The sequence below is a fragment of the Glaciimonas sp. OK215 genome (genome assembly GCF_057787885.1).
Window position 1 is genome coordinate 5,200,937 of the sequence record NZ_CM173544.1, and the last position, 12,255, is coordinate 5,213,191.

Here is a 12,255-nt window from a genome sequence, read left to right on the forward strand (position 1 = left end):
CACATGAGCTGGACCGAAATTGTCATAGAAGTAGCTCGCAGTCACGCTGAGGCGTTGTCAGACGCGTTGATGGAAGCTGGCGCATTATCGGTCTCGGTTGAAGACGCGGACGAAGGCACTGCGGCCGAACAACCTCTGTTCGGCGAGCCCGGCATGGAACCGGAAGAAGCGGCATGGGAACGTAGCCGTGTGGTTGCGCTGAGCGACCTTGACGCCGATCATGCCGCCATCGTCAACGCCGCCGCCCTGGCTTGCGGCTTGGACGCGGCACCCGCTTATGTGCTACGCGCGGTGGCGGAACAAGACTGGGTGCGGTTAACCCAGTCGCAGTTTGCTCCTATCCATATCGGTAAAAACATCTGGGTGGTACCCAGCTGGCACGATGCGCCTGACGCCGACGGCCTGATTCTGGAGCTCGATCCCGGTCTGGCATTCGGAACCGGCAGTCACCCGACAACCCGGCTATGCATGGAATGGCTGGAAACCCATGTCGGCGCACACAAAGAAGCGTCGGTACTCGACTACGGCTGCGGCTCCGGCATTTTGGCGATGGTGGCTAAAAAGCTCGGTGCCGCGAGTGTGATCGGGGTCGATATCGATCCGCAAGCGATTGAGTCCGCTGCTTACAACAGCGCCCGTAATCATTGCGAAATCGACTACTACCTGCCGAATGATTTCGTTCAGCATTCGGCGCATGGCACCTTCGATATCGTCGTTGCGAATATTTTGTCAGGCCCCCTGAAACTGATGTCTCCCATGCTCTGCGCGCGCATTGCAGCGGGCGGCAGCCTGACTCTCTCAGGCGTATTGGCAGAACAGGCACAAGATGTCATTGCCGCTTACGCACCTTGGATACAGATGACGGTGTGGCGTGAGCAGGATGGCTGGGTTGCCTTGTCTGGAACACTGTCAGCGCTATCGAGCGGGTTGCGCAGCTAGTCATGGCTCTGGCGACCCAATGCCCGCATTGTCAGACCACCTTTCGGGTTGCCAATGACCAACTGAAATTGCGCGCCGGCCTGGTCCGCTGTGGCGCTTGCCGCGAAGTGTTCAATGGCATTGAACATTTGGTACGGCCGGACCATTCGGCATCTGCTGACGCCACAATCCATCCGTCGCCCGGCGAAAACCCCGATCAGGCCGAAGCTGCAGCAATTGCAGGGCCAATTTCAACGCCGATAGCCGCTGAAATAACCTCCGTTCCAACTGAAGCGACGAGCGCAGCCGACACCCCGCTGACACCACAGGATCGAGCCCACGTAACCGCCACCGATCAATCGCCGTCAGCGGCGACTGAAGTGGCGCCTGCGGCCCATGCCGAGCCCTTCCCTTCCGACGCCGCAAGCACCGCCGCGGATGCCAGAGAATTGCTCGCTGAGTCAGCCGGCGCAACACCGTCAGACCCCGAGCTTAACCGCGCCGAACCAACGCAAACTACCGGCGCCGCGCCGGAATCTGCTGCGCAAAAATCAACCGCGGCAGCAACCACCGCCAGATCGCCCAACGTCTGGCACCGTCCATATTTCAATAAAACCGTCAGTGCTGGCAACGAGGATGACCCGTTGCAACGCATGACCTTGTTCCAGGTGGCGCCTGCCGGCGGCGATGAGTTCGATGCTGCTGATGCGTTCGCAACCGGCCACGCAGATTCTGCCGAAGACGATGAGTTGGATCGGCTTATCGATGAATTGCAAAACAAGCCTTGGCGTGGGCAAAAGAAAAACGCTCAGGAAAACACCGTTGGCAGCGACGCCAACGTCATTTATGGCGAAGTCCGCCAGGAGAATGAACACGGCACCGCAAATTCCGGACAGGACGCGATCGCAGAACCAAGTTTTATGCAGCAGGCAAGGCGCAAACAACGCGTCGGCGGCGTCATGCGGACCGGCATGTGGGTAGGCAGTCTCTTGTTGCTGCTCGGCCTGATCGGACAAGCCGGCTACACCTTCCGCGACCAGTTGGCAGCACGCGTGCCGCAGCTCAAACCGATGCTGCACAGCGCCTGCGGCAAACTCGGCTGCCAGGTTGGATTACCGATGAAAATCGATGGAATTTCGATTGAGTCCAACGAACTGCAAGCGATCGCTCCTGCACGCAATTTATTTGCCTTGAATCTACTGATGCGCAATCGAAGCAGCACCATTCAGGCCTGGCCGAATATTGAACTGACATTGAACGACGTCAGCGAAAAAGCGATTTTGCGCCGGGTCTTCACGCCACACGACTATCTGCCGGCAGCGACTGACACGACAGCAGGCTTTGCCCGCGACACTGAGCAGTCGGTCAAGTTGACGTTCGAACTGTTACAGTTGAAGGCTTCCGGATATCGCGTTTATCTGTTTTATCCTTAAATTCTCCTGTACTGCCATTACCCTTCTTCCGATCTACCTCATTCTGAAAACGACTCATGACATCCCTCATCTCCGGTTCGTTGGCGTACGACGTCATCATGCAATATCCAGGCCGCTTCGCTGATGCTTTGCTGGCGGATCAATTACATAAAATCAACGTTTCGTTTCTGGTGCCCACCATGCGTCGTGAGTTCGGCGGTTGCGCCGGGAATATTGCCTACAACCTGAAATTGCTGGGCGGCGAACCGCTGATTCTGGCAACCGTCGGCAACGATGCCGGCCCTTATCTGGAGCGCTTGCAACAGCAAGGTATTTCCTGTGCAGGCATTCGCACCATCGAGTCCACCTACACCGCACAATGCTTTATCACCACAGACACCGACAATAACCAGATCACCGCCTTCCATCCGGGCGCGATGACGCATTCGCATGAGAATACGATCGCCGACCTGACCAGCCGCGACGCGGTCAAACTGGCCATCGTTGCACCCGACGGTCGCGACGGCATGCTGCAACATGCCGAACATGCGGTGGCGCACGGGATTCCGCTGATTTTTGATCCGGGCCAAGGGATGCCGATGTTTGACGGCGCCGAGCTGCGCCACTTTATTGACCTTGCAACCTATGTTGCCGTCAATGATTACGAAGCCGAATTGCTGACCACGCGGACCGGTCTGAGCCTGGCGCAAATTGCCGACCAGGTCACCGCACTGGTTGTGACACGTGGTGAACTCGGTGCTGAAATCTTTACCGTTGGCGGCAAAATCGACATTCCTTGCGTCAAGGCCGAGCGTGTGCTGGACCCGACCGGCTGCGGCGATGCGTTCCGTGCCGGCATGTTGTACGGTCTGAACAACGGCATGGACTGGGCTACCATCGGCCGCCTGTCCAGCTTGATGGGTAGCATCAAGATCGCTGAGCTCGGCCCGCAAAACCATGCCCCGAGTCGCGCCGAAATCGATGATCGATTCCAGCAGGCATTTGGTTACCATTTGTAAATAAAGTATCTAAATTTCACTGCTGATTTTGATACCGGGCAGAGTATATTCAAAAAATGGTGCCTGTCGTCAGTAAACAGGCACATTTATTTGATACTCCCCCTATCCCGCATTCGCAGCGCGCTGATGCGGGATTTCACACTCTGAACTTCGTCTGCGTATGCGCATCCAACTTTGCACCAGGACCACGGAGCAGAGAGTATGAAAAAAATCTTTTCGATAAGCGCGATAGGCGCAGCGCTGCTGCTCAGCGGCTGCGTTGCCGTGCCTTACGACAGCCCTTACCCATATGCCTACGGTGGCGGCCCCTACTACGCGCCATATGGCGGCTATTACGCGGCTCCTTATCCCTATATCGCACCATCGGTATCTTTTGGCTTCGGGTATTGGGGCGGTCATGGCGGTCGGGGTCGGCGCTGATAGCGGCTTTGTTTCACGTTCAATGCGCAAATAGCCATGTCAGATGGCCTCGTAGCGAGTAAGAGGAGTGCCGGAACATTGTTTCGCCGATGTCATGTCTACGCATGATATGGTTATCTTTTTTTTAATGGACCCAAAATGAAACGATGGATTGCCGGACTGGCAGTTTGCGCGACAATCATGGCACCAGCGCTGGCCGCACTCAAAGCGGGCGACAAAGCGCCTGACTTTACCGCCCAGGCTTCTCTCGGCGGCAAGGTATTTACGTACTCTCTCGCCGATGAGCTGAAAAAAGGACCGGTGGTATTGTATTTTTATCCGGCGGCATTCACCAAAGGCTGCACTATCGAAGCCCACTTGTTTGCTGATGCAACCGACAGGTACAAAGCGCTCGGGGCGACCGTTATCGGCGTTTCACACGACAATATCGACACGCTCAACAAGTTCTCGGTCAGCGAATGCCGCAGCAAATTTGCCGTCGCCGCCGACACCAGCCAGAGCATCATGAAGTCTTACGACGCGGTACTTTTTTCTAGAACCAGTTACGCCGACCGGGTCTCGTACGTGATCGCACCGGATGGCAAGATCCTGTACGAATACAGCAGCATGAACCCTGAAAAGCACGTCGAAAACACGATGCAGGCATTGCAGCAATGGGTCGCAAAAAACAAAAAATAAATCACTGGCTACGACTGCTGACACACACAAAAAAGAGCGCGCTTACGATATGTAGCGCGCTCTTTTTTTGATACGTCAAACTATCTAACCGGCTTAACCGGGCACAGTCTTGCGTCGATGCGCGTCAAGATTGGGCAGGAACGCCGCCAGCAATCCAATCAAAGGCAGGAACGAACATACCTGATAGACGAAGTTAATATCGGTCATGTCAGCCAGCTTGCCTAATGCCGCAGCACCAATCCCACCCATACCAAAAGCAAACCCGAAGAATAATCCGGACACGGTACCGACCTTGCCCGGGACCAGCTCCTGGGCGAATACCAGGATAGCCGAGAATGCGGACGCCAGAATCACACCAATAATCACTGTCAGGATGCCGGTCCAGAACAGATTCGCATACGGCAGCAGCAACGTAAATGGGGCGACGCCAAGAATCGATACCCAGATCACCAGCTTACGACCAACGCGATCGCCGATCGGGCCGCCCAACACGGTACCGGCAGCCACCGCAAACAGGAATACGAACAAGTGCACCTGCGCCGATTGCACCGACAGCTGGAATTTATTGATCAGGTAAAAAGTGAAATAGCTGCTCAGGCTGGCCATGTAAAAATATTTCGAGAAAACCAGTAGCAGCAAAATACCGATTGAAAACATGACTTTCTTGCGCGGTAGTGCGATGTACACATGATGTGCTTTCAGCGGCTTGCCCTTGCTGACGAGCCGATGCTGTTGGTACCAATTGCCGATCTGCCACAACACCGCGATCGCCAGTAACGCTGCCAGCGAAAACCAGGCAATGCTGGTTTGTCCGTGCGGAATAACGATCCATGCCGCCAGCAACGGCCCCATCGAACTGCCCGCGTTACCGCCCACCTGGAAGATTGACTGCGCCAGTCCATGTCGACCGCCGGAAGCCATGCGCGCCACACGCGACGATTCGGGATGAAAGATCGACGACCCGGTCCCGACCAGCGCCGCTGCCATCAGTAACACACCATAACTAGGTGCCATCGATAGCGTCAACAAGCCGACCAGCGTGAAACCCATGCCAACCGCCAGCGAATACGGCATCGGATGTTTGTCGGTATACAACCCAACCACTGGCTGCAAAATCGATGCGGTGATCTGATAGGTCAAGGTAATCAAACCGATCTGCACAAAACTCAGGTGGAAATTATCCTTTAGCAACGGATAAATCGACAGAATCAGCGACTGGATCATGTCATTCAAAAAATGCGCAAAACTAATCGCTCCCAACACCCGAAAACCGGTTTTTTCAGTATTTTGCTGATCCTGCGAAGAGGATATTTGGTTGGTAGCTGTTTGCATGGGGAATGAAATAAAAGGGTATCAAAAATACCACGAGAAAGTTGTCTACCTAATAATTAAAAGAGCTTGAACCGGCTCCTCGTCTTGGAATAAATGAAGTGTAAGCAAAAAGACGGCGACTGCTTTAAGATAAAATGTCATGTTCTATCGAATTTCTGCCAACCTCAACATTGATGTCGACACCAATACTGAAACATACCCGGGTAAACCTGGTGGATGTGATACCAGACTTGCATCATCCGGTGCGACTGCGAGCACGCGATCTTGACGCTGCGGCAGTACTGCCGGCGCATACGCATGCATGGGGGCAAGTCACCTACGCCCCGGAAGGCACACTCCGCGTTGCCGTCGGCAACAGCACGTGGATCGTGCCACCGTTGCGTGCCATCTGGATTCCGTCACATGTAGTGCATGAAATCAAGACAATGGAAAAGGCGCAGTTACGCGCCCTGTATATCCATACCAGCGCCACACCGTTTCATGGGAAGGAATGCATCGTACTGGAAGTATCTACGCTATTGCGCGAATTGATTGCGGCGTTATCGGAAGCTGAAGACGGGAGTGTGCGGGAATCGCTTCTGAGCCAACTCATACTGAACGAATTGGCCGATGCCGAAACCCAGGCGATACGCGTCGCATTACCTAACGAGAAGCGCCTGACTACCTTATGCCAGGCCTTGCTCGACGACCCTGGCTCTGCAATGACGCTCGGCGATTGGGCGCAGCGTGTCGGCGCGTCCGAGAGAACCTTGGCACGTTTATTCGAGCGGGATTTGGGGATGACATTCGGACAGTGGCGGCAGCAAATAAGACTAGCGCATGCGGCGCCGATGATCACACGCGGCATGCCGCTGTCACTGGTTGCCGCCGAACTGGGTTACGCTAGCCAGTCGGCGTTTTCGGCAATGTTCAAGAAGACCTTTGGAGAGTCGCCGTCGGCTTTCTTTGCACCTAAAAAAAGCCGCTCACGCAATAAGGTTCAGAACCCACAGGAAGAATGATGATGGCGCTATTACTGCGGCACAGTATCTTTAAACGACGGCCGTTCAGATAATTTATCAAACAGTTTAGTCAGCGTCGGATACGACTCACGCCACTCGATTTCAGGAAATCTGAAACTGATCCAGCCCAACGCGCAACCAACCGCGACATCGGCCAGCGAGTAATGATTGCCGGCGCAAAATGGTTTGTCAGCCAAACCGGCTGCCATTGCTTTCAACCCGGCATCGACCTTGCTGCGCTGACGGGCTATCCAGGCTTCGCTTTGTTGTTCAGGAGAACGTTGCAGACGTTCCAGCCGCATCAAGATGCCGGCGTCCAGCACGCCATCGGCCAATGCTTCCCAGCATTTGACTTCAGCCCGTTCACGCGTGTTGCTTGGGATCAGCTTACCGACCGGTGTCAGGGTGTCGAGATATTCGACAATCACGTGCGAGTCAAACATCGCACCGCCATCTTCCATCACCAGACAAGGTACTTTTCCAAGCGGATTCGAGACTTGAATCGTGGTATTTTCAGCCCAGACATCTTCCAAAACATAGGTATAGTCGAGTTTTTTTTCCGCCATTACGACACGGACCTTACGAACGTAGGGACTACCTAGGGAACCGATCAGTTTCATATGCTACTTATAGAAATAATTGGACCCGATTATAACATCGGGATGTAACATTTTCGGCCACTCCGATTGCGGGCCGACATGCAAAACAACAGATAACCGAGGTCGCAAATGGTAAAATCCGGCTCTGGTTGCATCTCCGGTATTGCATAAGTTTATGACTAATTCGGACTTCTGGACTAACCGGGAGCCGCAAAATTAGCGAAACAGTTACGCCAAAGAAACATTCGGCGCTTTGATTCACTCCTTCTGATCATCACTATCATGTCCCTTACCGCACTTTCTGCCCTGTCCCCGCTGGATGGCCGTTACGCCGCCAAAACCGACAAACTGCGTCCGATCCTGTCCGAAGCCGGGTTCATGCATCACCGCGTTAAAGTAGAAATATCGTGGCTGCAGGCGCTGTCGAATGCGGGCTTTGCCGAAATCACGCCATTTTCGGCCAATGCCAGTGCCCTGCTGGACAAGATCGCCGCTGAATTCAGTGAAGCCGATGCAGCCCGGATTAAAGAAATCGAAGCGGTCACCAATCACGACGTTAAAGCGGTTGAATACTGGCTCAAGGAACAGGTCAAGGATGTGCCTGAACTGGTTGCGGCATCCGAGTTCATCCATTTCGCCTGTACCTCGGAAGACATCAACAACACATCGCACGGCATGATGTTGAAAGCGGCACGCGACAGCGTTTTGCTGCCATCGCTACAACAATTGATCGCCAGGCTGACTGAACTGGCGCACCAGAACGCCGAACTGCCGATGCTGTCGCGCACCCACGGCCAGCCGGCCAGTCCAACCACGCTCGGCAAGGAAATGGCGAACGTGGTCGCCCGTCTGCAACGCGCCACCAAGCGTATCGCGGCTGTCGAGATACTCGGCAAAATGAATGGCGCAGTCGGGAATTACAACGCCCATCTATCCGCCTACCCGACATTTGATTGGGAAACTTTCTCCAAGAACGTCATCGAGCAACGCCTCGGCCTGACCTACAACCCGTACACGATTCAAATCGAGCCGCACGATTACATGGCCGAACTGTTCGATGCAGTGGCACGCACCAACACCATACTGCTCGACCTCAACCGCGACATCTGGGGCTACATTGCACTGGGCTATTTCAAGCAGCGCCTCAAAGCCGGTGAAATCGGTTCGTCGACCATGCCGCACAAGGTGAATCCGATTGACTTTGAAAACTCCGAAGGCAATCTGGGCATGGCCAACGCCGTTCTCAAACATATGTCGGAAAAATTGCCGGTGTCGCGCTGGCAGCGTGACTTGACCGACTCCACCGTATTGCGCAATATCGGCGTCGGCCTCGGTTACACCTTGCTGGCGTATGACAGTTGCTTGCGCGGCTTGAACAAGCTGGAAGTCAATCCGTCGCGTCTGGCAGAAGACCTCGATGCAACCTGGGAAGTATTGGCCGAACCGGTGCAAACCGTCATGCGCCGCTACGGCATCGAAAATCCATACGAGCAATTGAAAGAGCTGACACGCGGCAAAGGCATTTCCAAAGAGGCATTGCGTGAGTTCATTCTGAAACTGGAAATCCCGCAAGAAGCCAAGGATCTTTTGCTGGCAATGACGCCAGCCAATTACATTGGTTATGCGGCTGATTTGGCGAAAAAAATCTAAGGTCCATCGCTCGTCCGTTCCGCTTTTTACACTTGCAGCACCATGAAAAATGGCTACCTCAGCGGTAACCATTTTTTTGCGCGAGCAATTTAACAGTACGTCAATCTGACAACACGACGCGGCAAAAATAAATCATGCCGCTCAATTCACGCTGATTGATGAGTATCGCTCCGCGCCATTCATCCAGCCTTCCATGGCGGCCAGGCGCCACTTTCCGTCTCCCAGCAACGCCAGTTCCTGGGCATGAAACACCGCCAGACTGCTGCGATGGCCGACGCTGACCAGGATGACTTGCGGCAGCGACTGGCGTACCAGCTGATACATCGCATGTTCCAGCCCCTCATCCATGGCCGAACTGGCCTCATCGAGGAAAACAACTTGCGGCCGACTCAGCAGCACCCGGCCGATTGCCAGGCGTTGCTGTTCGCCCAGTGACAGGATGTGGGTCCAGTCGGCTTCGTCGTCCAGTCGTGCGATCAGATGAGCAAGTTGACACTTGCGCAGTATTTCAGCTGCGACATCATCGGTTTGCACGGCATGTGGATAGTGCAAAGCGGTGCGGAGTGTGCCTAACGGCAGATACGGCTTTTGCGGCAAGAACAATGCGTGCTGCGCATCCGGCCTTACGACGCTGCCATCGACGTAAGGCCATAAGCCAGAGATGGCGCGCAGCAGCGTCGTCTTGCCGACGCCGGAACGACCGCGTATCAACAGCGATGCGGCCGGCGCCAATATCAGATTCAGATTTTCCACCAGCGTCACCTGCGCCGGGGTTTTTACGGTCAGGCCATTCACTACGAACGCGTTCTGCTGGTAGCTGATTTGTACACCCGGCAGTTGTTCGGCGGCATCGATCGAGTCGAGGTAGCCGGTCAGGCGATTCATGATGGCACGGTAGCCGGCAAATTCGTCATAGGCATTCCGGAAAAACGATAGCGCGTCCTGAACCTGGCCAAATGCCTGCGCGGTTTGCATCATGTCGCCCAGCGTAATCTGTTTGCTGAAAAAGCGCGGGGCTTGAATAACCAATGGAAACACCACCGCAATCTGGCTTACGACCAAATTCAGGCCTTGAAATTTAAGGGAGCGCGAAACGATCGCCCACATGTTGCCGATCAGACTGCTAAAGCGGGTCGCCAGCGTGCCGCGCTCGACACTCTCTCCGCGAAAAAAGGCAATGCTTTCAGCGTATTCACGTATGCGTATCAATGCATAACGGAAATCCGCATTGAATTTTTCGCTCATGAACGTCAACCGCATCAACGGACGACCGACCTTTACCGCAAAAACCGTGGCGATCAGTACATAGATATAGACCAGAAACACCATGCCGCGCGGTATCTCGACGCCGAACAATGCCAGCGCGCCGGACAAACCCCACAAGATAATGCTGAACGAAAATAACGAGACTACCGAATCCAGCACCCCCATCGACAGCGTCAGCGAACTGGAGACAAAACCCTCCACATCCTGTTGGATACGTTGATCCGGGTTATCGATTTTTTGCGCGACGAACTGCGTGCGGTGATAGGCCTGATTGGCCAACCAGCGATCTACCAGGTCGTTCGTGAGCCACACGCGCCAATGAATCAAAAAAGCCTGGCGCACATAAAAATTAATCAACGCCCGGAAAACGTGCACGGTGGCCAGAATCGAAAAGATGATGATCATGGTCCAGAACACTTTGGCGTCGAGCTTTTGCAGTGCGCTGTAGATGCCGTTGTACCAAAATGAAAACAAGACATTCATCCGCACTGAGAACAGCGTCAGAAAAACAATCCCCGCCAGCCAGACCAATGGCTGCTTGCTGCGGGCAGGCCTGAAAAAATCCCATGTCAGGCGGCGAAACTGTCTTCCCCAAACGGTAAAGCGGGCCAGCATCACAACTATCAGGCTCAAACCGATCATGCTGATAACAAAAGCTTTACTCAACCAGATCAGGCTTTCCAGCAACTCATTATTCCAGTCCATATTTACTCCAGTCCGCGATGCACTAATTACTCGTTACCATTCAGGCCACAATATCCAGGCAACCCTGTCGATAGTAAAGCCGGGCCACGCAATTGTCGAGACGCTCTTGAATACAAGTTCCGACCGCTCCAGCATGGGAGATTTACGCGCTGGCCGCAACTTCCCACTGCCTGGCGAGCGGTAGCTTGAAAAAGAAATAACGCCAGATTACGTCGCCTGAACAAACTTGAAGGCGTCTGACATCGACTTAGATCAAGGCAAAAAAAACCAGTCCGAAGACTGGCTTTTTTATCCGGGCGATGCTTAGACTACGGCACCGTCAGTTTCACTTTTTTCTTTGATCGGCTTGATCAAATCTTCACGCTTCACGCCCAGCCACATGGCAATCGCAGCAGCGACGAATACCGAAGAGTAAATCCCGAACAAAATACCGATGGTCAGTGCGGCAGCGAAATAATGCAGCGTCGGACCGCCGAAGATCAGCATCGACAACACCATGATTTCAGTGCTGCCGTGGGTGATGATGGTACGGGAAATCGTGCTGGTGATCGCGTGGTTCAACACATCCGGGGTGGGCATCTTGCCGAACTTGCGGTCGCGGAAAGTTTCGCGAACGCGGTCGAACACCACCACCGATTCGTTGACTGAATACCCCAATACCGCCAGTACCGCAGCCAATACCGTCAGCGAAAACTCCCACTGGAAAAACGCGAAAAACCCCAGAATAATCACGACGTCATGCAAGTTGGCGATGATCGCTGCGACCGCGTATTTCCATTCGAAACGGATCGCCAGATAGATCACGATACCAACGATCACGAACAGCAGCGCCATCAGGCCATCGTGCGCCAGCTCATCGCCAACCTGCGGTCCGACGAACTCGGTACGTTTCAACTGAACGCCAGGATCCTTGGCCTTCAACGCTGCCAGGACGGTTTCACTTTGCTGCGATGAGCTAATGCCTTTTTTAGCCGGCAGACGAATCATGACGTCTTGCGCGGTGCCGAAGCTTTGGATCTGATTGTCGGTAAAACCAATCTCCTCAACCGTCTGGCGTATGCCTTCGATGTTCGCCGGCTGGCTATACGTGACCTCCATCACCGTACCGCCGGTGAATTCGATCGACAAATGCAGGCCCTTATGAAACAGGAAGAACACGGCCAAGACAAACGTCAACGCCGACACCGCATTCAAAATCAATGCGTGGCGCATGAACGGAATATCTTTTTTGATTCGGAAAAACTCCATCACATTC

The 12,255-nt window shown here is 54.2% G+C and carries 11 protein-coding genes; 7 read left to right on the forward strand and 4 right to left on the reverse strand.

Annotation, left to right across the window (positions count from 1 at the left end):
* Nucleotides 1–3: 3 nt before the first annotated feature.
* From prmA to AC3CHX_RS23945, 5 genes are all read left to right on the forward strand, one after another.
* Nucleotides 4–939, forward strand: coding sequence for a 50S ribosomal protein L11 methyltransferase (gene prmA, locus AC3CHX_RS23925; protein WP_488630469.1), 936 nt, complete (start codon nucleotides 4–6; stop codon nucleotides 937–939).
* 2 nt (nucleotides 940–941) lie between these two features.
* Complete coding sequence (locus AC3CHX_RS23930) at nucleotides 942–2,351, forward strand: DUF3426 domain-containing protein (RefSeq protein WP_488630470.1); 1,410 nt, start codon at nucleotides 942–944, stop codon at nucleotides 2,349–2,351.
* 56 nt (nucleotides 2,352–2,407) lie between these two features.
* Nucleotides 2,408–3,349: a carbohydrate kinase family protein gene (locus tag AC3CHX_RS23935; protein ID WP_488630471.1), complete on the forward strand. Its 942-nt coding sequence runs from the start codon at nucleotides 2,408–2,410 to the stop codon at nucleotides 3,347–3,349.
* 201 nt (nucleotides 3,350–3,550) lie between these two features.
* Nucleotides 3,551–3,769: a hypothetical protein gene (locus AC3CHX_RS23940; protein WP_488630472.1), complete on the forward strand. Its 219-nt coding sequence runs from the start codon at nucleotides 3,551–3,553 to the stop codon at nucleotides 3,767–3,769.
* A 138-nt stretch (nucleotides 3,770–3,907) separates the two neighbouring features.
* Nucleotides 3,908–4,447, forward strand: a complete 540-nt coding sequence (locus AC3CHX_RS23945) for a peroxiredoxin (protein WP_488630473.1) — start codon at nucleotides 3,908–3,910, stop codon at nucleotides 4,445–4,447.
* A 93-nt stretch (nucleotides 4,448–4,540) separates the two neighbouring features.
* Here AC3CHX_RS23945 and AC3CHX_RS23950 read toward each other — a convergent pair whose 3' ends face one another.
* Nucleotides 4,541–5,779, reverse strand: coding sequence for an MFS transporter (locus tag AC3CHX_RS23950; RefSeq protein WP_488630474.1), 1,239 nt, complete (start codon nucleotides 5,777–5,779; stop codon nucleotides 4,541–4,543).
* Between the two features lie 134 nt (nucleotides 5,780–5,913).
* On the opposite strand from AC3CHX_RS23950, the gene AC3CHX_RS23955 reads away from it, so the two are divergent.
* Nucleotides 5,914–6,780, forward strand: a complete 867-nt coding sequence (locus AC3CHX_RS23955; RefSeq protein WP_488630475.1) for an AraC family transcriptional regulator — start codon at nucleotides 5,914–5,916, stop codon at nucleotides 6,778–6,780.
* A gap of 11 nt (nucleotides 6,781–6,791) precedes the next feature.
* Here the strand turns inward: AC3CHX_RS23955 and AC3CHX_RS23960 are convergent, their stop codons facing one another.
* A complete protein-coding gene (locus AC3CHX_RS23960) occupies nucleotides 6,792–7,400 on the reverse strand; it encodes a glutathione S-transferase family protein (protein WP_488630476.1) in 609 nt (202 codons plus the stop codon).
* A gap of 261 nt (nucleotides 7,401–7,661) precedes the next feature.
* Here AC3CHX_RS23960 and purB point away from each other — a divergent pair, with 261 nt between their 5' ends.
* A complete protein-coding gene (gene purB, locus AC3CHX_RS23965) occupies nucleotides 7,662–9,029 on the forward strand; it encodes an adenylosuccinate lyase (protein ID WP_488630477.1) in 1,368 nt (455 codons plus the stop codon).
* 141 nt (nucleotides 9,030–9,170) lie between these two features.
* On the opposite strand, the gene AC3CHX_RS23970 is transcribed toward purB, so the two are convergent.
* Nucleotides 9,171–11,000: an ABC transporter ATP-binding protein/permease gene (locus AC3CHX_RS23970; RefSeq protein WP_488630478.1), complete on the reverse strand. Its 1,830-nt coding sequence runs from the start codon at nucleotides 10,998–11,000 to the stop codon at nucleotides 9,171–9,173.
* Between the two features lie 303 nt (nucleotides 11,001–11,303).
* Nucleotides 11,304–12,248 (reverse strand): protein translocase subunit SecF, encoded by a 945-nt coding sequence (gene secF / locus AC3CHX_RS23975; RefSeq protein WP_488630479.1) that lies wholly within the window; start codon nucleotides 12,246–12,248, stop codon nucleotides 11,304–11,306.
* Nucleotides 12,249–12,255 lie beyond the last annotated feature (7 nt).

Excerpts from the sequence above, each read along its gene's own strand:
- prmA (WP_488630469.1), top strand. The coding sequence starts at position 4 with ATGAGCTGGACCGAAATTGTCATAGAAGTAGCTCGCAGTCACGCTGAG.
- AC3CHX_RS23930 (WP_488630470.1), top strand. The coding sequence starts at position 942 with ATGGCTCTGGCGACCCAATGCCCGCATTGTCAGACCACCTTTCGGGTT.
- AC3CHX_RS23935 (WP_488630471.1), top strand. The coding sequence starts at position 2,408 with ATGACATCCCTCATCTCCGGTTCGTTGGCGTACGACGTCATCATGCAA.
- AC3CHX_RS23940 (WP_488630472.1), top strand. The coding sequence starts at position 3,551 with ATGAAAAAAATCTTTTCGATAAGCGCGATAGGCGCAGCGCTGCTGCTC.
- AC3CHX_RS23945 (WP_488630473.1), top strand. The coding sequence starts at position 3,908 with ATGAAACGATGGATTGCCGGACTGGCAGTTTGCGCGACAATCATGGCA.
- AC3CHX_RS23950 (WP_488630474.1), bottom strand. The coding sequence starts at position 5,779 with ATGCAAACAGCTACCAACCAAATATCCTCTTCGCAGGATCAGCAAAAT.
- AC3CHX_RS23955 (WP_488630475.1), top strand. The coding sequence starts at position 5,914 with ATGTCATGTTCTATCGAATTTCTGCCAACCTCAACATTGATGTCGACA.
- AC3CHX_RS23960 (WP_488630476.1), bottom strand. The coding sequence starts at position 7,400 with ATGAAACTGATCGGTTCCCTAGGTAGTCCCTACGTTCGTAAGGTCCGT.
- purB (WP_488630477.1), top strand. The coding sequence starts at position 7,662 with ATGTCCCTTACCGCACTTTCTGCCCTGTCCCCGCTGGATGGCCGTTAC.
- AC3CHX_RS23970 (WP_488630478.1), bottom strand. The coding sequence starts at position 11,000 with ATGGACTGGAATAATGAGTTGCTGGAAAGCCTGATCTGGTTGAGTAAA.
- secF (WP_488630479.1), bottom strand. The coding sequence starts at position 12,248 with ATGGAGTTTTTCCGAATCAAAAAAGATATTCCGTTCATGCGCCACGCA.